Raw genomic sequence first — 22641 nt, 5'->3', positions numbered from 1 at the left:
CGGTGGCACTCGCGCTCACGCGATCACCTCCTGGGGGTCGGGCGCCGGCAGGAACCGGGCCGGCCGCTGCGGTTGGCTCATCGACCGCACCCAGGCCAGCAGCCCGATGAAGGCGGCACCGAGAGCGGCCATCACCACCTGACCCGTCGGTGTGCCGTACGGCTTGATGTATTCGGTGTTGACCAGCCCGTACGCCAGGGTCGCGAGCGTCATCCCGGTCAGGAAGCGGACCGCGAACCGGGGCTGGGTGCGCTTGGCCTCGATCTCCCGGCGGGTCGCCACCTCCGCGGCCGCCGCGCCGGCGATCGAGCCCAGCACGTCGCCCAGCCGCTCACCCCGGTCGGTGAGGTGCAGGATCAGCGCCGCCACGACCTGGTCGCACACCGGGTCGCCGATCTCGTCGGCGAACGCCAGCAGCGCGGAACGGGCCAGCCAGCCGGCCTGCAACCGGGCGGCGAGCAGCCGTACCTCGTCCTCGATGCCGGGTGGCACGCTGCCGATCGTGCTGATGATCGCCTGTTGGAGGCCCTGCCCCGTACCGGAGACGTCCTTGAGCCGGCGGGTCCACTCGCCGACCGCCTCGATCCGGGCGATCGCCCGCTGCTCGGCCTTGCCCACGGCGAACAGCCACGGCGTGCCGGGCACCGCCACCGCCACCAGCAGGCCCACCACCGGCAGCCCGGTCAGCAGGAACGCCAACGCCCCGGCGACCACCGCGGTGAGCAACAGCGCCTGGTAGGCCCGCCGCTCGGCCGGTGTGACGCCGGAGCCACGCCAGAGGCGGCTCAGGCCGGGCCCCGCTCCCGGGCCGGGCCCGGCGGGCCGACGGCTGCCCACCAGCGCGACGACCGCCAGCAGCAGCCCGGCCACACAGGCGGCCCCGGAGACCACCGCGATCAACTCCAGGCTGTTCCCCATCAGGTCACCGCCGGGCCAGTCGGGTCTGTCGGGGACGCCGCCAGGCACCTGTACCGGCCTCGATCCAGCGGGTCAGCAGGCGGACGTCGTACCCCACCCGCAGCAGCTGGTCGCGGACCCGTTCCGGGAGGTGCCGGGGGACGGCGCGGCCGTCCGGCCCGGGACCGAAGACGGTGGTGGTGGTGATCCGGCCGGCCTCACCGGCCCCGATCACCTCCTCCACGTGCGAGACGAACCGGTGCTTACGGCCGCCGATCGCGCTCTCGTCCTCGACGGTGACGTAGACGATCAGATCGAGGGCGTTGGCGGCCATCCGGCGGGCCTGGTCGACGGTCATCTCCCGGCCGTGCGCCAGCGCCAGCTCGACGATCCGTTCACCCACGCCGGCCGCCGTACGGGCGTGAATGGTGCACATCGAACCCCGGCTGGTGGTCATCGCCTGGAGCATCGGCACGATCTCCCGGGACCGGACCTCGCCCACGATGATCCGCAGCACGCCCATCCGCAGCGAGAGCGGGATCAGGTCGGCGATCGTCACCTCACCCGCCGGCCGGCCGTCGAAGCCGCGCTCGCCGTGCCCCTCCCGCGCCTCGAAGCTCATCACCGCCCGGTGCCGCTCCCGGCGACGGGCCGGCAACAACTCCCGGCTCTCCTCCAGCAGCACGTACGGCTCGTCGGGCGGGATCTCGTTCATGAGCGCCCGGATGATCGTGGTCTTCCCGGCGCCGGCCAGCCCGGCGACCATGATGTTCAACCCGGCGCGCATCGCCGCACGCAGGAAGTCGCGCAGCAGCGGGTCGATCATCTCGTCCAGGTCACCCCGGGCGCCGGCCACGTCGTCCAGGCTCACGTCCAGGGTGTTGTGCTTGCGGATCACCGCGTACGGCCGGTGGCTGACCAGGAACACCGCGGCCAGTCGGCTGCCGTCGGGCAGTTGCAGGTCCAGGGTCGGCTTCACGGTGGACAGGGACCGCTCGGTCGCGCCGGCCCGCCGCGCCGCGGCCTGGAGGATCTCCACCAGCTCGGCGTCGCTGTCGGCGATCGGCTCGGCCCAGTCCACCCCACCGCCGTGCCGGGTGATGCGCACCACGTCGCAGCCGAGGATGTGCACCTCCTCGATGGTGTCGTCGACCAGCAGGGTCTGTAGCCGGCCCAGCCCCACCAGCTCGGCGGTCACCTGGTCGAGCAGCAGGCGCTCCTCGCCGGCGGCCATCGGTGTTCCGGCGCGACGGACCGCGTCCGCGTACTCGGCGACCACCGTGACGGCCAGCCGGGCCCGCTCGGTGTCCTCCTCGTCGACCGTGAACTCCCGGCCGCGCTGCCACAGGGTGAGCCGTTCGGTGAGTTCCCGGCGCAGCTCCCGGACCACCTGGAAATCCATCCGGGGTCGGGGTGCCACCTCCGGCGGCGGCGTGGCCGTGGGCATCGGCTGCGGTATCGCCGCCGACTGGTGGTGCCGGCCGTTCGGCAGGGCCAGCGGCGGCGCGGTGGACGTCGCGGCCGGCGGCTGCTGACGTGGGTCGGTGGAGACGGGCTCAAACCGCATCCGGCACCCCCTGCTGCACCGGCCAGGCCAGCCGTGCCCGCCGGCGTTCCAGCAGCGCACCGACCGGCACCTCCAGCGCGGCGGCCGCGCGCAGCAGCGGCCGCCCGGACCGTACGGTCCCACCGAGGGCCAGCACCCCGGCGGTACGCGGGTCGTGCGGCAGTCGGGCGATCACCGGCAGTTTCAGGCCACGACTGATCTCCGCGCGCCCGTGCCCGTCGCCGACCAGCAGCAGCCGCAGGGTGCCCGGCGGCACCCGGTGTTCGGCGAAGTCCCGCTCGATCGCGGTGACCACCGCCCGCGTGCCGGACAGGTCGGGCAGGTGGGCCCGGGTCACCAGCAGCACCACCGACGCGGCCCGCAGCAGTGGCCACGGTGGGCCGGTGACGTGCAGCCGGCCGCAGTCGACGAGCACGTCGTAGCCGGGGGCGCCCCGGTCCAGGGCGTTGAAGTAGTCGGCGAAGCGCTGCCAGAGCGGGATGACGCTGCCGGCCTGCGCCGGGTCGACCAACCCGGGCAGCAGCAGCCGTTCCCGGCGCGGCGCGTCCAGGTCGACCAGCTGGGACCAGAACGTGGTCTCCAGGTTGCCGTCGCGCAGCTCCCCGACGGCCAGCTCGCCGATGCCGCGCGGCCCGTCCAGCTGACCACCGAGGTAGCCGGCGAGGATCGACCCGCCGGCCGGGTCGCACTCGGCCAGGACCAGCCGGCGGTGCCAGGTCAGGGCACAGGCCAACGCCGAGGTGGTCACGCCGGGCGAACCCTTCGCGGACGCCAACGCGATGATCGCCATGCTCAGGCCGCCTCGGTCAGCACGACCGCGATCCGCTCCTGGGCGGCCAGCGCCACCACGGCGGGTACGTCCCGGACGAGCAGCGCCAGGTACAGCACCTTCTCGTCGTCCGTCGGGCTGACCATGTCGATGACGGTGGCCGCGAACCGGGTGCCCGCCCCGGCCGCCGCCCCGGTGGCGTTCTCGTCCGGGGTGCTGACCAGCAGCACCTTGTCGCCGGGGTGCAGTTGCCGGGCCGGCACCTGGGCGGTCTTCAGGCCGAGCGCGATCTGCTGCTGACCCGGGCCGAGCAGCGGGTCGTCGGTGACCTGCCCGAGGGTGAGCAGGGTGCCGGGCACCAGCGCCACGGCGGCACGCTTGCCGACCACCTCGTTCAGCCGGCCCGCGGGCACCGGGTGCAACCCCTGGCCGCCGGCGACCTGCACGGTGATCAGATCGGCGGCGCTGACCTCCCGACCGACCTCCACCGGTCGGGCCACCGCGAGGTAGCTGCCGGTGGCCCGGACCGAGGTGACCGCGAATGCCGCACCCAGCCCACCGAGGGCGATCAGGAGTACGGCGAGACCCAGCAGCCCTGGGCGGACGCGGCGCTGCCGGACCACCTTGGGCGGGCTGACCGGCGCGTCCACCGGCCCGGTCGCGTTACGCGTAGCCAGACTCACCGTTCGATCTCCATTCCCGACTGTGGGGCTCGCAGAACCGGCTCACTCACCTGGTCACCACCTGGAGTTCCTTGATCTGGACCGGCACGGTGCCGCTGGTCCGGGTCTGTGGGATCGGGTCACCCTCGTCGCCGTCGTCGGTCCACCAGCGCACCGTCCAGTACGTGGTGGCGCCCACCCGGTAGGTGCCGGCCTTCGGGTAGCCGTGGTCGTAGCCGCAGTCCGGGGAGGTGCGACCGGCGCGCTTGCCCTTCGGGTCGTACGGGGTGCCGGCCCTGGTGCAGGTGACGGTGTCGCCGTTGCCCATGTTCCAGACGATCCGGTCGACCTTGGCCTCGATGGAGACGGTTAGCCCGCGGTCGGACGCGGAGGCGCGCAGCGGCCCGAAGTAGCTGGCGCTCGGGGTGGCCCACATCCACACCGGCAGGCCGACCAGGCCGGGGCCGATGTCCTTGCGGGGCGCCACCTTGAGCCGTGCCGGCAGCAGCTTGATCGACGCGAGGGCTCGACGGGCCAGCTCCTCCGGGTCCGGCGGAGCGCCGAAGCCGGGCGGCGGCCCGTCACGCAGCACCGTGTCCTGTGCGCCGAGATCGCCCCCGTTGCAGGTCTGCACGTACCACTGCTGACCCTCGGGCGCTGGCTTCTGCGGCGAGGCGAGCTTGTAATAGCACCCGTCACCGTTGTTGAACCAGCCCAGCAGGTCGTAGTAGCAGGGGATCGTCCGCCCGCCCCACTGGCAGACCCCGCCGCCCCCGCCGCCGCCGGAGTCGCCCCCGCCGCCGTTGTCGCCCCCGCCGCCGGGGCCGCCCGGCGTGCCGGGCTCGTCGTCCCAGACGTTGCAGTCCGGTTGGCCGGGCGGACATCCGGCCCCCGGGTCGGCGCGTCGGGCGGCGGTGGCCGGCAGGGTCGCGCCGACCACCAGCAGCAGCGCCAGACCGGCGCCCGCGAGCATCCGTCGGGCCGCGCCGACCTGGGCTCTCCGCCCCCGGGTCAGCACGGCTGGTCCGGGTACGCCGAGCCCGAGCTGATCAGCCAGCGACCGTCGGGATAGCGGGTGGCGGTGGCGGTGGCCAGATGTTTGCCGCCACCGCTGCCCGGGACGACGCGCTGGTCCTTGGTGTAGACCAGCCGGTAGCCGGTCGCGTCCAGGCAGTCCTGGATCTCCACGGTGGCCGGATCTGAGTCCAGGCTGACGGCGGTCACGCTGGGATCGGACGCCAGCGTTCCGGTACGCATCGCGCCGTGCTCCTTTGCGTCGCGAATGGACAATTGCACCCGAGTCAGCAGCGGATCAGCGAGAAACCGGGACAGTTCCGGCGCGTGTGGGTCGCTGCGCCGACTCGCCGTCCGCGACGCTGCGAGATAACCGGCGTACGCCTCGAGCGCCGCCTTTTCGGCAGCGTCCCGTTCGGCGCCCGAATCTGCCCGCACTCCGTCGCCCCGCGCCGTCGCCGGCGGATCGACCGCCTCCTGCCCGCTGCCGCAGGCGGTGACCGGCACCGCCGCCACGACCGCGAGCAGGCAGATCGCCGCTCGCCTGAGCTGCCGTCCGCGCACCGTCGAGCCCTCCTTGTGATCGCCCGACGTGGCGACGAGGCGCCGCCGCCGGGCATGCGGAAGCGCGCCCGGATCAGTGTCTCCGGAGCTGTTCATTGCGCTTCTGCATTCACCGTTACGGATCTTCTACAAATGCAGGTCCCGTATCTTCCGGTTGTTGCTGTGAGGCTTGCGTCACACCCAAGGGGCGAGCATAGGCTGACGGTCGCCGATGCAACAGAGGCAAGTCAAGCGAACACTCTCAGTGATGATGGGTGGTGGTGGCGGGTGCCCGTGCCGCACTCCGGACGGCGACTGGTCGAGGGGTCGTCGACGGCCTGGCCTCGTTGGCGCGGGTTGATCCGCCGTGACCCCTGGGCCCCTTGCGGAAGCGGGACATCCCGCCCGCATCCCGGCATCCAACCCGCACCTCGGGCCACGCCGCGACGCGTGTCGACTGGTCCGATCCGAGGGGGGAGCCACCGGTGGCGGACGTCCCTTTCCGCGCTATCCGCTACACCCGAGCGAACGTTCAGTCACGATCCGTGTTCACCTTTCGAGTCGGTCGCCCGACGTTCGGCGGGCTCGACGTGGCGCTGACGGCCGAACCAACCAGCCAACCGTCCGAGTCGGCCGGCTCCCCGGCCACCGCCGCAGGTGCTGGCCGTCTCCGGCTCGTCGCCGTGTGGCCAGGTCTGCTCGTCACCCCCCTGCTGCGGCTGGCCGTCGTGCGTCACGCCGTACCCTCGGGTGCCCCCAGTCGGACCGGCTGCGACGCCTGCGGGGGCGTGATCAGCCTGACCAGGCCGTGGCCCGCGCTCGGCCCGGCGGGCCGGTGCGGCAGGTGCCGCGCCCGGATCGGGCCGCCGCCTGGCACGATCGAGGTGGCCGCGCTCGCGGCCGTCGCGCTGCTCGTGCTCGTCGGCCCGCCACTCGGAGCGCTACCGGCGCTGGCCTGGTGGCTGGGCTGGACGCTGCCGGCGGTCGTCGTCGACCTTGCCGTGCACCGGCTGCCCGACCGACTCACCCTGCCCGCCGCGGGCGGGACCTGGCTGCTGCTGGGGGCGGCGGCGCTCGCCGGCGCCGGGGCAGGTCCGTGGCTGCGAGCCGTCGCCGCCGGTACGGGACTGGCGCTGTTCTTCGCGGCCAGCACGCTACTGCTCGGTCGCCGCGGCTTCGGGCTGGGCGATGCCAAGCTGGCGTTGGGCGTGGGCGCGCTGCTCGGCTGGTACGGCTGGCCCGTCCTCGTGCTCGGGCTACTGCTCACGTTCGGCTTGTCCGCGCTGGTGAGCCTGGGACTGCTGGCCGCCCGACGGGTCCGGTGGAGCACCCACCTGCCGTTCGGCCCGTTCCTGCTCCTCGGCACGGTGGGCGCTCTGTTGGTCACCTGACCACCTGCCCCTGAGGGGTGCTCAATGTAAGGGGCGGGCTGCCATCGTGAAGGCCGTATCCGACCTGTTCCGCTGGTGGCGTCGGTAGCTTGGCCGGGCAGGTCGCGGCATGCTGCCCGGTCAGCCCGGCGTGTCGTCCTCGGTCGGGCGCGGCTGGCGGTACTTCTTGATCCACGCCTCGACATCCTCGGCCAACCAGACCTTCGTACCCCGAAGCTCCTGGTATGGCTTCGGGAAGGTCGGGTACCGGGCGAGCTGCTGGAACCGCTGCCGCGAGACGCCCAGGCGCTCCGCGATCTCGTACGGCCCCATGAGCTGACCTGGCCCTCGGTCCATAGCCCGAACGTAAGGCGACGCACTCTTTCCTTTCGGCTATTGCCAGTTGACTAATGCGATCGGGGCGACGACCGTAGGTACGTGACTCGACGCGTCCCTTATGCGGAGTATCTGGCGGCGGTAGCCATGACTCTGGCCCGCAGGCATAGGCCGGTGTGGTCGTGGATCAAGTGGCGGAACGTCTGCAAGTGCGGGAACGAGCTGCCGTGTCGCACCAGGCACAAGATTCCCATCAACCGGGGCCACTGGCCGGGTGAGAGCTGATGACCGCGCACGGGCCGGTTCTGCCGCTCTGGCTATGCGACGCCTGTGAACGTCCCTGGCCCTGCGGGGCTCCCGCCGACGCCGTGTACCGCCGGTTCCTCGGGTGGCTGGCGTGAAGCCGGGAGATGTCGTGCTCATTGGGGCGGCTTGCTCGGTGCAGTTCACCGACGACCGGGCGCTGATGCTGCGCGTGGTGTCCGTTGGCGAGGTCGACCCCTACCACGACTGGATCTGGCTCACCGGGTACGTGCTGGAGGCGAAGGGGTTGGCTACGTCCAGGCGCGAGTTGTACGTCATGAAGGCCGGGGTATGCATCCAACGGCGAACCCCGGTGTGTGGTCAGCCGAGGCTGCCCGGTTCGCGCAAGACCGTTGTTAGGTAACTCGTGGTTATGGGCGGGGCCGGCCGGCCAGGTCGGCGACCGGGCGTCGGGCATCGGCGCGGCGGCGCAGCGCCTCGGCGGTCGGGCGGGCCAGAAGCGGGGTCGCGACCATGGCGACCAGGGCGCCGAGCAGCAGACCGGCGGCCACGTCGTGCGGGTAGTGCAACCCCACGAAGACCCGGGAGAAGGCGGCCAGCACGGCCAGCGGCAGCGCGACAAGTCCGAGCCGTCGGGAGAGCAGCAGTGTGGTGACCGCCAGCGCGCCGGCAATTGTGGCGTGGTTGCTGGGGAACGACCAGTCACCACGTGGTGGGCAGGCGCCGGCGACTATCGCCCGGGCCACCGTCCGGCACGGTCGGTCCTCGTCCACCACGGTCTTGATCCATTCGCTGCTCGCGTACGCGAGGAGGGTCGGCAGCGGCGCGACCAGGGCGAGTGCCCGGTCGTGCGGGCCGCCGACCAGGCGGCGTACCGCGGCCGCCACGAGCAGCGCGCCGAGCAGCAGGATCACCCCCTCGGTGGCGTGCCCGACGAACCACTGCACCGGGGCCGGGGTGCCGGCGGCCGCGTCGACGATGTCGCGGTACCACTCGGCGCTGATCTGTGGAACGTCCGTGCTGCCGTTGTCGGCCATGAATCACCTCACTAGACGTTCATACCTCGTTCATCTCGGGGGCACCCTAGGAACGCGGCAGGGGGCAGCACAGGAGTCGAAGGTCGAGCCGGCCGCACGACTTTCGTCCAGGGATCGCACAGGCGCGTCTGCTTGGCTGGTGAGAGTTCTTCGGCACCCACAGGAGGTTTCGTGCGCACCAGTTCGGCCACCGACCAACCGCCGCCCGCCGCTGCGACGGCGGAGGACGAGAGCTGGCGGATCCGGCGTACGGCTGCCGACCTGGACCGGCTGGGCGAGACCGAGTCGATCTTTGCCTTGAGCAACGGGTGGGTCGGCTGGCGTGGCGTTCTGGACGAGGGTGCGCCGTGCGGGATGCCGGGCAGTTACGTAAACGGGTTCCACGAGCGGCGGAAACTGAGCTACCCCGAGGAGGGGTACCGTTTCCGCAGGCCAGTGACACAGCGGTAAGCGCGCCGAACGCCGCGCTGATCCGGCTCTGGGTCGACGACGAGCCGTTGGACCTGCGGACGGGGACGCTGCGCGGTCACGAGCGGGTGCTTGACCTGCGGGCGGGCGTGCTGCGTCGGGAGACGGAGTGGATCTCGCCGGGCGGGCGGAGGGTGCTGGTGCGCAGCGTCCGGCTGGTGTCTCTGCCGCGCCGCCCGGTCGCCGCCGTCCGCTACGAGGTCGAGCCGCTGGACGGCCCCGCCGAGCTGCGGGTCTGCTCGGACCTGCTGGCCAACGAGCGGGTGCCGGAAAGCTCCGACGACCCGCGTGCGGCGGAGGTGCTCACCGACCCGCTGACCGCCGAGGCGTACCGCGCGACGGGCCTCGACGGGGTGCTTGTGCACCGCACCGAGCGCAGCGGGCAGCGCGTGGCGGTGGCGGTCAGCCACCTGGTGGACGCGCCGGACACGGTGACCACCACAAGCGACGGCACCCCGGACCGGGTACGGCTGACAGTTGCCGGCCGGCTGCACCCGGGTGAGCGGTTGCGGCTGACGAAGTTCGCCGCGTACGAGTGCGCGCCTGTCGACGGGATGCCCGCCGACGAGGTGGCTGACCTGGTCGCCGCCGAGGCGGACGCCGCCCGCGCCGACGGCTTCGACGCCCTGCTGGCCGACCAGCGGGCCAGCCTGGACGCGGCCTGGCAGGTCGCCGACGTGCGGCTCGACGGCGACCGGGAGCTCCAGCAGGCGGTCCGGTTCGCGATGTTCCACCTCATCCAGGCGGGTCGCCCGGACGGCGACCGGACGATCTCGGCCAAGGGGCTGACCGGCAACGGCTATGACGGGCACGTGCTCTGGGACACCGAGACGTACGTGCTGCCGGTGCTCACGTACCTCGCGCCGGCGGTGGCCCGCTCCGCGTTGACCTGGCGACACGCGCACCTGCCCGAGGCTCGTGAAGCTGTACCGCAAGCAGGTGGTCAAGCAGGCCGACCTGGTGCTGGCCATGCAGCTGCACCCGGGGGAGTTCACCGCCGAGGAGAAGGCCCGCAACCTGGCCTACTACGAGGCCCGCACGGTCCGCGACTCGTCGCTGTCGGCCGCGCCGCAGGCGGTGCTGGCCGCCGAGGTCGGGCACCTCGATCTGGCGTACGACCTGTTCGCCGAGTCCGTCTCGCAGGACCTGGCGGACCTGGGGGACAAGACCGCCGACGGACTGCACCTGGCGTCCCTGGCCGGGGCGTGGCTGGCGCTGGTGCAGGGCTTCGGCGGCCTGCGCGACGACACCGGAGTGCTCTCCTTCGACCCCCGGCTGCCCCGGCGGATCGACCGGCTGGCCTTCAGCCTGCGGTGGCGGGGACACCGGCTGCGGGTCACGTTGACCCCCGCCGAGGCCCGCTACGAGCTGCCCGACGCCGCCCACGACGCCGAGGTCGAGCTGTGGCACCACGGTGAGCACCTGCGGGTCACCGGCGACGTGCCGGTCACCCGGCCGATGCCCCCGGTGCCCGACCCCGGGCCCGAGCCGCCGTCACCACCGGGCCGCCGCCCCACCCGCCGCTCGGCCGACTGACCGGCCGAGGCCAGCTCAGGTCGCCCTCGCCAGCAGGCGCTCAGGCGTAACGCACCTGCTGACGTCGCCGGAGTGGCGTCCGGCGGTAGCGGCCGAACATGAGCGATCGTGTCCGCCATGATCGACGTGCTGTCCACCGCCGCGGCGGTGGTAACACCACTGCTACCGGTCACCACCGCGCTGAATCGCCGGCGGGTTCACCTCGCCGCCAGCCCGGGTCCTCGCCCGCGATGATGACCGTCGCGGACGCACGACTCGAGCGACTTCGCTCGGCCATCGCCGAGCACCCTGGCACCTAAGCCATACTCGATGGGCTCGCCTGCGGCCCACCCATGAGATCCTGGCCGCGAACTTTCGCGAGTTCAACAGACTCATCGACGGTCCTGAAGCCGACTGGCAGCTCGCACTGGATCGTCTCCAACACAGGAGCCCACGACGCTGCTCGGAAGGCGTTCTTCAACGAGTTCGACCGACTGCTGCACAACGTGGTCGCCGCGATCGGCACCCGGATCGACCACACCCGCGTCGTCGCCCGTCACTACGAGGGCAGCCCGTTTCATCACGAGTTCGCCCGAAGAATCGGCGAAGTAGCCGTTCTACCCGCAGCCAGGTTCGTGAAGGACCTGCGCAACTACATGCTCCACCAGAGCCTGCCCGCCCCCTACAGCCAGGTGAATCTGTCTTCCCAGCAGGTGACGTACCAACTGCTGATCAGCGTCCCGGCGCTTCTGAGGTCCTCCGCATGGTCCGCGACAAGCCGCGCCTACCTGGCCAACCACGAGAGCACCCTGCCGATCAGGAACCGCTCGATGAGTACACCGCAGCGATCACGGCCTTTACGAGTGGATGTTCACCCAGTGCATGCGGCTCGACGTCGCCGACATCGAGACCCCTAACGCGCTGATCGACGAGTACCACGACGTTCTGACCGGGCGGCCGGAGTAGTTTGACCTAACAGTGGATAAGCTGCCTTCTCCCGCAAGAGCGCGCCAGGACCGTTCCTGAACGGCCCGGCGCGCTGGGTGCCGCTCTAGTCCTCACGCTCCGGATTCTCGGTGACGCTCGCCAGGCGCAGCAGCTGGCGTCGTAGATGGCTAGTACGGTGCTGGTATGGTGCGCGCGCGATCGATGCAGGAGGCTCAGCTTTTCGTAGAGTTGCATGCCTGCGCTTGCGGCGGGGGACAGGTTGTAGCTGACCACGAACTGCAGCGCAGCGACGGTGAAGTAATAGCCCGATTCGTAGGGGTTTGTTCAGCGTGTGGTGAGCAGCAGGACTTCGAGGTTGTCGTGCCGTTCAAGCAAGTGCTGCCGCCCGCATTCGGCGGTCCGGGGCCTTCGGCGTTGCTGGATCCAGGTGAGTTCCTGTGGGCCAGTGATCAGTCTGCCGCCCGGGTGCCGGTCGACGTATCGCACCTCGATCAGGGTGAGCGATCGGCAGCGGCGGTGGCGTTGCGATACGCTATGTCCGCCCTCGACGAGGTCATCAAGTTCATCGCGGTCGGTTCTGGCCGAGTGCCCGCCGAGGCGTTCATCACTGAGCTCGGCCGAGCGATGTACCAGGCTGATCCGGAGCGGTTCACTCTGACGGAGCTTCGGGAGCGGCTCGTTTCTTACCAGACTGGCCTCGCAGATCTGCAGCGGGCGACTCCTGCAAGGAGTTAGCGGCTCGGGCCATGCTCGGGCTACGGGCCAGGATTGGGTGGGCGTGTCGACTGCGCTGCTCTATTGGCGTTGCCGAGGCGTAGCGGGTCGGCGAAGGCTAGCCGGGCTGCCTGATTCGCGGTAGCCATGAAGCCTGCGGCGACGTTCCCGCTTTCCGGAGCGCCTCGTAGAGCCCGGCGGTGGTGACCCGAGCGATGTCAGAAGGGCTGAAGATGTCGGGGGGAGGCATTCGGGACGCCGCGCCGGTGACTATCACGTCATGGTGTGCGGCTGCTGTACAAACCGGTCGCAGCCACGATCTACGCCGCCGCGTTCTGGTCGGTCAGCACCGAGATACCGAAGGACCCGGACCTGATCATCAGTAACGTCATGACCGGGCTCATGCTGTTCGTCATGGCGCTGGTCGCGCTGCCCGCGCTGATGCGCCTCATCGCACCTGCCGTCGAAGCCGTCGCTGCCGGCTGAAGCGGCTCCGGCGGTGCCGCTGGCGTCGCGGCAGTCGGCCAGATCGCGCAGGGCGCGGTTCAGCTCAGTTCCTCCCGCAGCCGCAGCAAAAGCGGCGGTGACGGTGGCCAGGGACCGGGCAGCAACTCACCTCCAGGAGCCGCGCCGAGCGGCGGCGGCATGCCACCCGCCACCGCGGGAGCCGGGGCGGGCGGGGGCGGCGCGGCAGCAGGCGGGGCGGGCGGGGGCGGGGCGGCAGCAGGAGGGGCGGCCGGGGGCGGCGCGGCAGCAGGGGCAGGCGCAGGAGCCGCGGCAGCCGGACCAGCCGGGCTGGCAGTCGCGGCAGGGGTAGTAGCCGTGCAAGCCACCCAAGGCGCCGTCAAGAAGCTGGGAGGCACCGCCGCCGCCGGGGCAACCGGACCGTCCGGCGCACCCCCAGAGTGATATGGCTGGTGCGTCGTACGTCCTGTGGCCTCTCGCCCATCCGTTGTAGGCGCGGGTCTGCCGTTTGGCGCTCAGGTCGGCGCGGGTCCGCCCGCCATGCGCTCGCGGACGGCCTCCAGCGCCTCGAAGGCGTACGCCCAGTTGTGGCACTTGAAGCTGCGCAGGCCGTCGATGGCGGTGTGGCAGTCGGCGCAGCGCACCCCGGGGATGGCCTCCGGCACCTCGGTGTTGACGTACCGGTGTTCGCCGAGGATGACCGTGGCGATCATGTTCTTGTCGTGCAGTCCGGTGAGTGCCGACGAGACGATGTCGTACCAGGTGATCCGCCGGCCGCACTTCGGGCAGTCCGGTTCGTCGCCGCTGACCCACAGCGGGGCGCCGATGCTGCGTGCCGGCATCCCCAGCAGCTTCTCCAGACGCCGGACGTCCGACTCCGGTGTGGTCCACCGGTGCCGGCCGGGCAGCGACGCGGGCGAGTCGTACACGGCGCGGAACAGGTCGTGGTCGACCCGCACGGTTTCCCGCTGACCGGTCATCGCGTCCCCCCTCGGTGCTTCGGTGCCCCACCGTGGTCGGCCCTGACCAGGGGTGCAGCCGGATCAACGACACGAGGGGTCAGCGGGTCGTCGCCCCGGCTGCTAGACATCGATATCTGACCGCGGCGAAGGGACCCCTCGTGACCGACCAGCCGGCACCCGACACCACCGACGTCACCGCCCGACCCAATGTCGCCCGGATGTACGACTACTTCCTGGGTGGCAGCAACAACTTCGCCGCCGACCGCGCCGCCGCCGAGCGGGTGTTGGAGATCTTCCCGGGCACCGGGCTCGCCGCCCAGACCAATCGGCACTTCCTGCGCCGAGCCGTCCGGTACGCCGCTGGGCAGGGCGTCCACCAGTTCCTGGACATCGGGGCGGGTCTGCCCACCCAGGGGACCGTGCACGAGGTGGTACGGGCCGTGGCGCCGGACGCCCGGGTGGTCTACGTCGACTACGACGAGGTGGCCGTCACGTACGCCCGGCGGTTGTTGACGGACGTGCCCGGCACGGCCGTCGTGCAGGGCGACCTGCGGCGGCCGGACGACCTGCTGGACCACCCGCAGGTGCGGGCCACGCTCGACCTGGACCGCCCGGTGGCCGTGCTGCTGCTCGCGGTGCTGCACTTCGTGCCGGACGACGACGACCCGTGGGCTGCGGTCGCCCGGCTGCGTGACGCCACCGTGCCCGGCAGCCACCTGGTGCTGTCGCACCTGACGCTGGACGGCGTTCCGCCGGAGGTGGCCGAGCGCGGGCAGGCCGTCTACCGCGCCAGCAGCGCCCCGCTGGTGCCTCGCACCCACGCCGAGACGCTGCGCTTCTTCGACGGGTACGACCTGGTGGAGCCCGGCCTGGTCGAGACCACCCGGTGGCGGCCGGACAGCGAGCCGGAGGCCGGGGACTCGCACGGCTACGCCGGGGTCGGTGTCCGCCGCTGACGCGCTTTCGCCTCCAGTGCCGGGCCTCGGGTGGTACGACGGATCCAGCGCCACCCAGACCCGCCACGCGGCGGGTCCGGCGTCCGCGTGCGGTCAGCCCTTCACCGCGCCCGCGGTGAGCCCCTCGGTGAGGAAGCGCTGCCCGAGGGCGTACATGATCACCACGGGGATGCTGACGAGCAGCGACGCCGCGGCGAGTTGTCCCTGCGGTACGACGTCCCCGGCGATCATCGACTGCATCCCCACCGGCAGCGTCTTGTACTCGTCCTTTGTGATGAACACGAAGGCGAAGAGGAACTCGTTCCAGGCATTGGTCAGGGTGAAGAGCGCGACCGCCAGCAGCCCGGGCTTGGCCAGGGGCAGCACCACCCGGCCGAACGCCTGGATGCGGCTGCAACCGTCGACGAGCGCGGCCTCCTCCAGCTCGACGGGGATGGAGGAGAAGTACCCGACCAGCAGCCAGGTGGCGAACGGCAGCGTGAACGTCGGGTACGTGACCACCAGCGACCACAACGAGTCGGTGAGGCGCGCGCCGATGAGCATCTGGTAGAGCGGGATGAACAGCAGCGCGCCCGGCATCACGTAGGTGAGCAGGACCGTGACGGTGAAGCCCTGCGCCCCGCGGAACCGCAGCCGGGCCAGCGCGTATCCCGCGAGGGCGGCGCAGACCAGCGCCACCGCCGTGGACGCCGCGGACACCAGCAGGGTGTTGAGGTACCAGCGCCCGAACGGCTGGTTGGCGAAGAGCGCGCTGAACTGCTCCGTGGTCCAGGGTGTCGGCCACAGGTCGTCCGTCCGCATGACGACCTGGCCCTCGGACTTGAAGGCCGTGACGCCGATCCAGTACAGCGGACCCAGCACGAAGAAGAGCAGCCCGGCCAGCGTGACACCGGATCCGAGGCTCGACACCGTCGAGGATGCCCGGCGACCGCCCCGCGACTGGAGGGTCGAGACCACCCGGCCGACCGCCGCCGCGATCAGCAGGATCACCCCGAGGACCACCGCCGCCTTCCAGAAGATCTCCGGCGACGCCCAGGCCAGCAGACCGGTCACCACCGCGGTGACGACCCACGGCAGGGCTCTGCGCGCCGCCGGGGTCCACCGCGTACCGACCCACCGCGCCGCGCGGCGCGACCGGGGCAGTTTCGCCCCCGAGTCCTGGCGCAACAGCCGCACCAGGACGAACACCAGGCCGCCGATGACCGGCAGCATGACGAGCGTGACGGCGGCGCCCGCGCCGTACTGCAACTGCAGAATCGCCTTCGAGTACGCGACGAGCACGTACGGCGCGGTCACGTCACCCGGGCCGCCCTGGGTCAGCAGCCAGACGAGGTCGAAGTTGTTGAACGTCCAGATCGACGACAGGGTCACCGTCACGGTGATCACGTGACGCAGTCCGGGCAGCGTCACGTTGACGAACCGCTGCAACGACGAGGCCCCGTCGATCGTCGCCGCCTCGTACAGGTCCGCCGGGATGGCCTTCAACCCCGCCAGGAAACACACGGTGAAGAACGGCACGCCCTTCCAGACGTTGACGAGGATCACCGACGGCATGGCCAGATCCGGGTCGGACAGCCAGCCCGCCGGCCAGCTGTCGACGAGGTGCGCGCTGACCAGCAGCGGCCCGATCCCGGTGGTGGTGAGCAGCGTGTTGACGCTGCCGAAGATCGGGTCGAGCAGCGCGCGCCAACTGAACGCCGTGACCACCGTCGGCACCACCCACGGCACCAGGAGCAACCCCGCCAGCACCGCTCGCCCGCGGCGCCGGTGGTGCAGCAGCAGGGCCGCGGCCAGGCCGAGCACGACCTTGAAGATCTCGGCGTACGCGGTGAAGACGAACGAGTTCACCACGCCCGTGTGGAACTGGTCGTCGCCGACGAGGTGGAGGTAGTTGTCCAGGCCGACGAACACGGTGTCCTGCCCGTGCCGTTCGGTGGTGCTGGTGACGATCGACCGGGCGATCGGCACGAGGACGAGACCGCCGACCAGCACGGCCATCGGCGCGAGGAACAGTGCGGCCAGTCGCCAGTCACGACCCAGCCGACGCTGGGTCGCGGTGAGGGAGCCGGATCCCGGCGGCGAGGACACCCTCGCCGCCGGGACCCGCGCGGGACGGACCGACCTCACTGCGGCAGCCCCTGCTGGTTGAAGATCTGCACCATCTTCGCGTGGGCGGCCTTCACGGCCTGCGCGGGCGCGGTGCCCTGCACGATCTGCTGCATCATGTCGGTGAGGACGTAGGCCGCGCCGACGGCCTGCTGGCCCGCGCTGGCCTTCTGCGGGAAGGTCAGGCCGTTCTTCGTGTTCAACGGCAGCTTCAGTTCGGTGATCTTGCGCAGCATGGGGAACGCCGGGTCGCCGCTGGTGAAGAACGGGTCGGCGTCCCAGACCTTCTCCCAGGCGGGCATCACCAGGCCGGGCGCCTCCTTCGCCACGCCGAGCAGCGCGGGCGCGCTGACCAGGTACTGCGCCAGGAGCTTGGCGAGCTGAGGGTTCTTGGCGCCCTTGAAGACGACGAAGCCCTGCGACTGGCCGAGCAGCAGGGGATTGTTGGTCGCCGGCCCGATGCAGTCGGAGAACACGTGGGTGTTGGCGTACACCGGGTTCTTCTTGGTCCGGGAGTCCGCGTAGACGCTGAACTGGTTGCGGGTGTAGCCCAGGATCCCGGCGAGCCAGTTCTCGTTGTTGCTGGTGTCGGTCCAGCTCGCGATCCCCGGCGGGAGCATCGGCTTGTACTTGGGATTGGTGTAGATGTCGCCGAGGAAGGTCGCCGCCTGCACCGTCTCCGGTGAGTCGAACGTGACCTTCCGGCCGTCGTTGGAGGCGATCGACCCGCCGTACGCGTTGATCAGCGCCTCGATCATGCCGTTGGCGTCGCCCGACCGGTTCACCGTCATGCCCCAGCCGAACCGGCGTTTGCCCGGATCGGAGATCTCCAGGCAGACGTCCCGCAGCTCCTCCCAGCTGTAGATGTCCTTGGGGGAGATGCCCTTGTCCTGCATCCAGTCCTTGCGCAGGAACGATCCGATCCCGATGAAGTGGTACGGGATCGCGAACCACCTGCCGTCGAAGACGCAGAAGTTCTTGGCCTCGGCGCAGGGTTCGCCGTACGTGGCCGTCAGCGCCTGGACGACGTCCGTCACGTCCTCCAGGTCGCCCAGCGCCTGGAACTGCGCGACGAACCGTGAGTCGGTCATGAACGCCAGGTCGCGCGCCACTCCGCCCTTGACCTCGGCGTCGATCTTGGCCACCACGTCACCGGCGTCGGCCTGGACCAGACTGTTCTCGATCTTCGTGCCGGTGGTGTCGGCGAATTTCTTGATCGAGCTGTCGAGGGCCTCGTTCGCCGCCGTCGAGTACAGCTTCTGGGACAGCATCCCCATCGAGGAGCCCTTCATCGACGACGCGGCGTCGATCAGCTCCGGTGGAACGTCCGGTTGCACCTTGCTGGGCGATTCGGAGCTGCCCCCACACGCGGCCAGGCCGGTCGCGCCGAGCACTCCCACCCCCACCCCCAGAAAGCCGCGCCGAGACCACGCCGAATTTTCCTCCATGGACATTCGCCTCCTTCATTTCCCGCGCACGGCTGCACGCCGAAGGCTCACCTGGCGGACACCGCGATGGTTGTGTTCCAGTTGGGTTTCTGTGAGGCGATCGGCGACCGGGCCGAGATGGTGGTGCTGACGTTCCAGTTCGGTCGGGTCACGGGACCACCGCCGTTCGAGATTTCGAACTAAGTTCGATATACCGGAGCGAGTGGTCGCGACGCTAGAGCAGCGCACTAAGTTATGTCAATGTCTCGATGTTGTTTCGAGCCGAAAGCGGGAGGTCGGCTATCGAGACTGGGCCCGGTAGCCCATGCGAGCCGACAGCGCGGCAGCGCCCTCCCGAACCAGCCCGGTCCACTCCACCTGCACCTGAGGCGTCCAGCGGATGATCGGCGCGGACAGGCTCATCGCCGCGATGACGGCACCGGAGTGGTCCCGGATCGCCGCCGCGACGCAGCGCATCGCGCTGTCCGATTCGCCGACGTCGACCGCGACACCCTCCGTGCGGACGCGTTCGAGATGCGCACGGAGAAGGTCCGGATCGGTGATGCTGGTCGGCGTCATCCCCGGCAGCGAATCCTTCGACAGGACGGCGTCCAGGTCCGCCTCATCGAGGGCCGACAGCAGTACCTTGCCGACCGCCGTGCAGTGCGCCGGCAGCCGCAGCCCGACACCGGACACCATCCGAACGGGGTGCGTGCTGTCGAATTTGACGAGGTAGATGACATCGGCGCCGTCGAGCACCGCCACATGGACCGCCTCGTCACACCTGGCAGCCACGTCCCGCACGACGCCCTGCGCCTCGCGTACCAGATCAAGCCGGCCCGCGAACGCCGCGCCCAACTGGAACAGCGGCATGCCGAGCCGATACTGCACCGGCTGGCCCGGTACGGAGATCAGATACGAGCGAGCCTCGAGCGTGACGAGCAGCTCGTGGACTGTGGTGCGGGGCAGGTCGAGTCGCTCCATCACCTGACGGGCCGACAGTTGGGGACAATCCAGGAACAGTTCGAGGACGTCAAGCGCGCGGATGACTGCCGGTACCACACGGGGCATGTCGAAAAGTCCCTTCGCAGTGCCGGACTCGTGTCAACGATCTCCACACGGACCAGCACTCGAAGAGGATAACTACGTCAACTCCGAGCGCGCCATGAACGTGACCGGGCAGTACGGGGGGCGGGCGTGCTCACAGGCGTTCAGAGGTCCGGATGCCGAGCAGCTGCAGGCCCTGTCCGAGCACCCGGGCGGTCAGGTCGCAGAGCACCAGCCGGCTGTCCCGGACCGGCTCCTCGGCCCGCAGCACCGGGCACCGTTCGTAGAACGCGCTGAACGCCGCGGCCAGCCGGTACAGGTAGCTGGCGAGGTGATGGAACTCGAGGTTCTCCGCCACCTCGCCGACCACCCGGCCGAAGCCGACCAGCTCGAAGGCCAGTGCCCGCTCCGCCGGCTCGACCAGCGAGACGGCCGCGTTCGGCCGGGCCGCCACTCCGGCCCGCCGAAAGATCGACTGGACCCGGGAGTACGCGTACTGGAGGTAGGGCGCGGTGTTGCCGTCCAGGGACAGCATCCGCTCCCAGTCGAGCACGTAATCCCGATGCCGGTCGTTGGACAGGTCGGCGTACTTGACCGCGCCTATGCCGACCGCCCGGCCCACCTCGGCCGCCTCCGCCTCGCCCAGTTCCGGATTCCGGTCTCGGGCCAGCGCGGTGGCCCGAGCGATCGCCTCCTCCAGCAGCCCGACCAGCTTCACCGACCCGCCGGCCCGGCTGCGCAGCATCCGCCCGTCCGACCCGAGGATCGAACCGAACCCGACATGCTCGGCCCGGGCCGGCGGTGCCAGCCAGCCGGCCTGTGCGGCGACGGCGTACACCAACTCGAAGTGCCGCCGTTGCGGCAGCCCGACCACGTAGAGCAGCCGGGTCGCGCCCAGCGCGCCGGTCCGCTGCCGGATCGCCGCCAAATCGGTGGCCGCGTAGCCGTACCCGCCGTCGGACTTGCGGACGATCAGCGGCAGCGGCTCGCCGTCCCGGCCCACCGAGCCGGGCGGGAACACGCAGGCCGCCCCGTCGCTCTCCCGCAGCAGACCGAGCCGCTCCAACTCCTCGACCACCGGGGCGAGCAGGTCGTTGTAGCTGCTCTCGCCGCGGAAGTCCCGCTCGGTGAGGGTCACGTCGAGCCTGTCGTACACGGTCATGAAGTACCGCTCGGACTGCTCCACCAGCAGCCGCCACAGCCGCAGCGTCACCTCGTCGCCGCCCTGCAGGGCCACCACCCGCAGCCGGGACCGCTCGGCGAACGCTTCGTCGGCGTCGAACTTGGCCCGAGCCGCCTTGTAGAACGAGTCCAGGTCCCCCATGGACAGCTCGTGTGCGGCCTCGGCCTCGCCCAGATCGGCCAGATGCTCGATCAGCATGCCGAAGGGCGTGCCCCAGTCGCCCAGGTGATTGGCCCGCAGTACCCGGTGCCCCAGCCACTCGAGCAGCCGGGCCGCCGCGTCGCCGATGACCGTCGAGCGCAGGTGGCCGACGTGCATCTCCTTCGCCACGTTCGGCGCCGAGTAGTCGATGACCACGGTCTCCGGTTCGGCGGCCACCGGCACACCCAGCCGCGGGTCGCGGGCGAGCCCGGACACCAGCTTGGCCAGGGCCGGGTTGGCGACCGTCAGGTTGAGAAATCCCGGCCCGGACACCTCGGCGACACTGCAGACGTCGGCCAGGTCAGCGTGTTCCAGCACCTCGGCGGCGACGGCACGCGGCGGCCGGCCGAGCCGCCGGGCCAGCGCGAGCGCCGCGTCGGACTGGAAGTCCGCGCGCGGTGACCGCCGCACGACCGGGTTCACCGGTACGCCGGCCACCGTCGCGAACGCCGGCGCCAGCCGGTCGGTCAGCAGCTTTTCCAGATCCATGGGTACGCCGATCTCGCTCGGATCCGCCGCTCGCGGATCACCGGAAGGGGATGCGGCGGCGGACCGAGGACGATCGGTGGGACCGGCGGCTCGATCCGCCGGTCGCAGGTGAGGAATGCTCAGCGCGGGCGGTCGCAGGACCGCCGGCGTCGCAGCGCGCCGAACAGGACGTCAGGGGACGCCGTCGGGAACGCGTGCGAGCTGGACATGGCGTCAACCTAATCAGCCGACCCGGGGGCTGTGCAACGCCATTGGCGTCCGACCGGGCCGACGTTGGTGACGGCGTTCACACCGATACGGGACCCGATCACGAGGAGGTCGTCGTCTTACCTCATGTGAGACGAAGTCTGGACGCAACCGACGAGCAGGAACTCGTACGCCGTGTGGCCCGTGGTGACCGGCGGGCCTTCGACGAGCTCTACCGGCGTACCGCACCCTGGCTGGAGGTGCGGCTGCGGCGTCGGTGCGCCGACCCGGACGTGGTCGCCGACGTCCTGCAGGAGACCTACCTGACGGTGTGGCGGGCGGCCGGCAGCTTCGCCGGCGACCAGGTCAGCGGCAGCGCCGTCGGCTGGTTGTGGACCATCGCCGCGCACCGCCTGGTCGACGCGTTCCGGCGTCGCTCCCGGCAGGCCCGGATGCCGCAGGTGCACCCGGTCGAGACGGTCGTGCCCGCCGCCGAGGACGAGGTGCTCGCCGGCCGGGTCGGGCAGGAACTCGAACAGGCCCTCGCCGTGCTGCCGCCCGAGGTCCGCGCGGTGCTGCGCGCCACCGTCCTCGACGGCTTCACCGTCCGCGAGACGTCAGTGCTGCTGGGCGTGCCCGAGAACACCGTCAAGTCCCGGATCCGCCGCGCCCGGATCGTCCTGCGGGAGGCCCTGTCATGACCACGCATCCGACCCTGAACGAGATCGACCGCTACGCCGACGGCGACCCCGGCCTCGACGAGGCGACCGTCTGGTCGATCGAGGTGCACCTGGAGGGCTGCGCGGACTGCCGCGCCCGCCTGGCCGGCAGCACCACGGCCGAGTCGCGCGCCCTGGTCGCCGAGGTCGCGGCAGCCGTCGACCGTGGGATCGCCGCCGGCCCAGCCCCACGATCCAGGAGCTTCTTCCGTACGCCGCTGCGCCAGCGCTGGTTCGTGACGGCGCTGCTGCCGTGGGTCGCCATGACCGCCGGCGTGCTCGGCAGCGCGGCCCTGCTCACGTACTTCCTGTCCGAGTTGCCGTCGATCGTGTTGCTGCTCGCGCCCCTGGCGCCGCTGCCCGGGGTCGCGGCCGCCTGGAGCAGACGCGTCGACCCGGCCTGGGAGCTGATCGTCGGCACCCCCTCGGCCGGGCTGACGATGCTGCTGCGCCGTACCGCCGTGGTGCTCGTCCTGGTCATCCCGGTGCTCGCCGCGTTCGCCGCCCTCGGCGCCAGCCGGGCGAACCCCGCGCTGATGCTGCTGCCGTGCCTGGCCTTCACCGCCGCCACGCTGCTGCTCGGCTCCCTCGTCGGCGTCCAACGCGCCGCGATCGGCCTGATGGCGGCCTGGGCCGCCGCCGTGGTCGCGCCCAGCCTCGCCACCGCCGAACTGCCGGTGCTCCTGCAACCGGCGGCCACCGGCGGGTGGGCCGTCGTCACGGTCGTACTGGCTGCCCTGACCCTCCTGCGCGCCAACAGCTTCCGGCGCCTCACCTCGTTCTGAAGGGAACCACC

19 protein-coding genes and 2 pseudogenes are annotated in these 22641 nt (G+C 71.1%); 8 read left to right on the top strand and 13 right to left on the bottom strand.

Annotation, left to right across the window (positions count from 1 at the left end; genetic code table 11):
- Window positions 1–15 precede the first annotated feature (15 nt).
- The 6 genes and pseudogenes from OG505_RS25835 to OG505_RS25810 all read right to left on the bottom strand — a co-directional run bounded on the left by OG505_RS25835 (window position 16) and on the right by OG505_RS25810 (window position 5443).
- A pseudogene (locus tag OG505_RS25835) lies at window positions 16–962 on the bottom strand (type II secretion system F family protein).
- Window positions 923–2464 carry a CpaF family protein gene (locus OG505_RS25830; protein WP_405428374.1) on the bottom strand — a complete coding sequence of 514 codons (1542 nt, stop codon included), beginning with the start codon at window positions 2462–2464 and terminating at the stop codon, window positions 923–925. The pseudogene OG505_RS25835 and the gene OG505_RS25830 overlap by 40 nt, the downstream one beginning before the upstream one ends.
- The gene (locus OG505_RS25825; RefSeq protein WP_405428372.1) at window positions 2454–3254 is read right to left on the bottom strand and encodes a ParA family protein; all 801 of its coding nucleotides are present in this window, start codon (window positions 3252–3254) and stop codon (window positions 2454–2456) included. Before OG505_RS25825 ends, OG505_RS25830 begins: the two co-directional genes overlap by 11 nt.
- A gap of 2 nt (window positions 3255–3256) precedes the next feature.
- On the bottom strand, window positions 3257–3916 hold the full coding sequence (locus tag OG505_RS25820; RefSeq protein ID WP_405428370.1) for an SAF domain-containing protein: 660 nt from the start codon (window positions 3914–3916) through the stop codon (window positions 3257–3259).
- Window positions 3917–3962: 46 nt separating this feature from the next.
- Entirely contained in the window at window positions 3963–4913 is a 951-nt protein-coding gene (locus tag OG505_RS25815; RefSeq protein ID WP_405428368.1) for a hypothetical protein, read from the bottom strand.
- Window positions 4907–5443, bottom strand: coding sequence for a hypothetical protein (locus OG505_RS25810; protein WP_405434713.1), 537 nt, complete (start codon window positions 5441–5443; stop codon window positions 4907–4909). The genes OG505_RS25815 and OG505_RS25810 overlap by 7 nt, the downstream gene beginning before the upstream one ends.
- A gap of 692 nt (window positions 5444–6135) precedes the next feature.
- Between OG505_RS25810 and OG505_RS25805 the strand changes: the two genes are divergently transcribed.
- Window positions 6136–6843 (top strand): prepilin peptidase, encoded by a 708-nt coding sequence (locus tag OG505_RS25805; protein WP_405434711.1) that lies wholly within the window; start codon window positions 6136–6138, stop codon window positions 6841–6843.
- Between the two features lie 120 nt (window positions 6844–6963).
- On the opposite strand, the gene OG505_RS25800 is transcribed toward OG505_RS25805, so the two are convergent.
- Window positions 6964–7179: a hypothetical protein gene (locus OG505_RS25800; protein WP_354853544.1), complete on the bottom strand. Its 216-nt coding sequence runs from the start codon at window positions 7177–7179 to the stop codon at window positions 6964–6966.
- A 376-nt stretch (window positions 7180–7555) separates the two neighbouring features.
- Here OG505_RS25800 and OG505_RS25795 point away from each other — a divergent pair, with 376 nt between their 5' ends.
- Entirely contained in the window at window positions 7556–7825 is a 270-nt protein-coding gene (locus tag OG505_RS25795; RefSeq protein WP_405428366.1) for a hypothetical protein, read from the top strand.
- 7 nt (window positions 7826–7832) lie between these two features.
- On the opposite strand, the gene OG505_RS25790 is transcribed toward OG505_RS25795, so the two are convergent.
- Window positions 7833–8459, bottom strand: a complete 627-nt coding sequence (locus OG505_RS25790; RefSeq protein WP_405428364.1) for a phosphatase PAP2 family protein — start codon at window positions 8457–8459, stop codon at window positions 7833–7835.
- Window positions 8460–8630: 171 nt separating this feature from the next.
- Here OG505_RS25790 and OG505_RS25785 point away from each other — a divergent pair.
- The 3 genes and pseudogenes from OG505_RS25785 (at window position 8631) to OG505_RS25775 (ending at window position 12590) form a co-directional block, all read left to right on the top strand.
- Window positions 8631–10463: pseudogene (locus OG505_RS25785) on the top strand (glycosyl hydrolase family 65 protein).
- Window positions 10464–11573: 1110 nt separating this feature from the next.
- On the top strand, window positions 11574–12125 hold the full coding sequence (locus OG505_RS25780; protein ID WP_405428362.1) for a hypothetical protein: 552 nt from the start codon (window positions 11574–11576) through the stop codon (window positions 12123–12125).
- A 264-nt stretch (window positions 12126–12389) separates the two neighbouring features.
- Entirely contained in the window at window positions 12390–12590 is a 201-nt protein-coding gene (locus OG505_RS25775) for a hypothetical protein (RefSeq protein ID WP_405428360.1), read from the top strand.
- Between the two features lie 494 nt (window positions 12591–13084).
- Here the strand turns inward: OG505_RS25775 and OG505_RS25770 are convergent, their stop codons facing one another.
- Window positions 13085–13549, bottom strand: a complete 465-nt coding sequence (locus OG505_RS25770) for a hypothetical protein (protein WP_354853598.1) — start codon at window positions 13547–13549, stop codon at window positions 13085–13087.
- Between the two features lie 140 nt (window positions 13550–13689).
- On the opposite strand from OG505_RS25770, the gene OG505_RS25765 reads away from it, so the two are divergent.
- Complete coding sequence (locus OG505_RS25765; protein WP_405428358.1) at window positions 13690–14487, top strand: SAM-dependent methyltransferase; 798 nt, start codon at window positions 13690–13692, stop codon at window positions 14485–14487.
- A gap of 93 nt (window positions 14488–14580) precedes the next feature.
- On the opposite strand, the gene OG505_RS25760 is transcribed toward OG505_RS25765, so the two are convergent.
- The 4 genes from OG505_RS25760 to argS all read right to left on the bottom strand — a co-directional run bounded on the left by OG505_RS25760 (window position 14581) and on the right by argS (window position 20940).
- On the bottom strand, window positions 14581–16575 hold the full coding sequence (locus tag OG505_RS25760) for an ABC transporter permease subunit (protein WP_405428356.1): 1995 nt from the start codon (window positions 16573–16575) through the stop codon (window positions 14581–14583).
- A 35-nt stretch (window positions 16576–16610) separates the two neighbouring features.
- Complete coding sequence (locus tag OG505_RS25755) at window positions 16611–18047, bottom strand: extracellular solute-binding protein (protein WP_405428354.1); 1437 nt, start codon at window positions 18045–18047, stop codon at window positions 16611–16613.
- A 273-nt stretch (window positions 18048–18320) separates the two neighbouring features.
- Complete coding sequence (locus OG505_RS25750; protein ID WP_405428352.1) at window positions 18321–19091, bottom strand: IclR family transcriptional regulator; 771 nt, start codon at window positions 19089–19091, stop codon at window positions 18321–18323.
- Window positions 19092–19221: 130 nt separating this feature from the next.
- A complete protein-coding gene (argS, locus tag OG505_RS25745) occupies window positions 19222–20940 on the bottom strand; it encodes an arginine--tRNA ligase (RefSeq protein WP_405428350.1) in 1719 nt (572 codons plus the stop codon).
- A 335-nt stretch (window positions 20941–21275) separates the two neighbouring features.
- On the opposite strand from argS, the gene OG505_RS25740 reads away from it, so the two are divergent.
- Entirely contained in the window at window positions 21276–21827 is a 552-nt protein-coding gene (locus OG505_RS25740) for an RNA polymerase sigma factor (protein ID WP_405428349.1), read from the top strand.
- The gene (locus OG505_RS25735; protein WP_405428347.1) at window positions 21824–22630 is read left to right on the top strand and encodes a zf-HC2 domain-containing protein; all 807 of its coding nucleotides are present in this window, start codon (window positions 21824–21826) and stop codon (window positions 22628–22630) included. The genes OG505_RS25740 and OG505_RS25735 overlap by 4 nt, the downstream gene beginning before the upstream one ends.
- The last annotated feature ends 11 nt before the right edge of the window (window positions 22631–22641 follow it).

It is taken from the genome of Micromonospora sp. NBC_00617, assembly GCF_045161355.1.
GTDB lineage: Bacteria > Actinomycetota > Actinomycetes > Mycobacteriales > Micromonosporaceae > Micromonospora.
The sequence above is the reverse complement of the archived record's forward strand: the minus strand, read 5'-3'. Positions and strand labels throughout refer to the sequence as shown.

Coding starts and splice junctions, on each gene's coding strand:
- OG505_RS25735 (WP_405428347.1), top strand. CDS start 21,824: ATGACCACGCATCCGACCCTGAACGAGATCGACCGCTACGCCGACGGC.
- OG505_RS25755 (WP_405428354.1), bottom strand. CDS start 18,047: ATGTCCATGGAGGAAAATTCGGCGTGGTCTCGGCGCGGCTTTCTGGGG.
- OG505_RS25790 (WP_405428364.1), bottom strand. CDS start 8,459: ATGGCCGACAACGGCAGCACGGACGTTCCACAGATCAGCGCCGAGTGG.
- OG505_RS25780 (WP_405428362.1), top strand. CDS start 11,574: ATGGTGCGCGCGCGATCGATGCAGGAGGCTCAGCTTTTCGTAGAGTTG.
- OG505_RS25770 (WP_354853598.1), bottom strand. CDS start 13,549: ATGACCGGTCAGCGGGAAACCGTGCGGGTCGACCACGACCTGTTCCGC.
- OG505_RS25750 (WP_405428352.1), bottom strand. CDS start 19,091: ATGCCCCGTGTGGTACCGGCAGTCATCCGCGCGCTTGACGTCCTCGAA.
- OG505_RS25830 (WP_405428374.1), bottom strand. CDS start 2,464: ATGCGGTTTGAGCCCGTCTCCACCGACCCACGTCAGCAGCCGCCGGCC.
- argS (WP_405428350.1), bottom strand. CDS start 20,940: ATGGATCTGGAAAAGCTGCTGACCGACCGGCTGGCGCCGGCGTTCGCG.
- OG505_RS25800 (WP_354853544.1), bottom strand. CDS start 7,179: ATGGACCGAGGGCCAGGTCAGCTCATGGGGCCGTACGAGATCGCGGAG.
- OG505_RS25825 (WP_405428372.1), bottom strand. CDS start 3,254: ATGGCGATCATCGCGTTGGCGTCCGCGAAGGGTTCGCCCGGCGTGACC.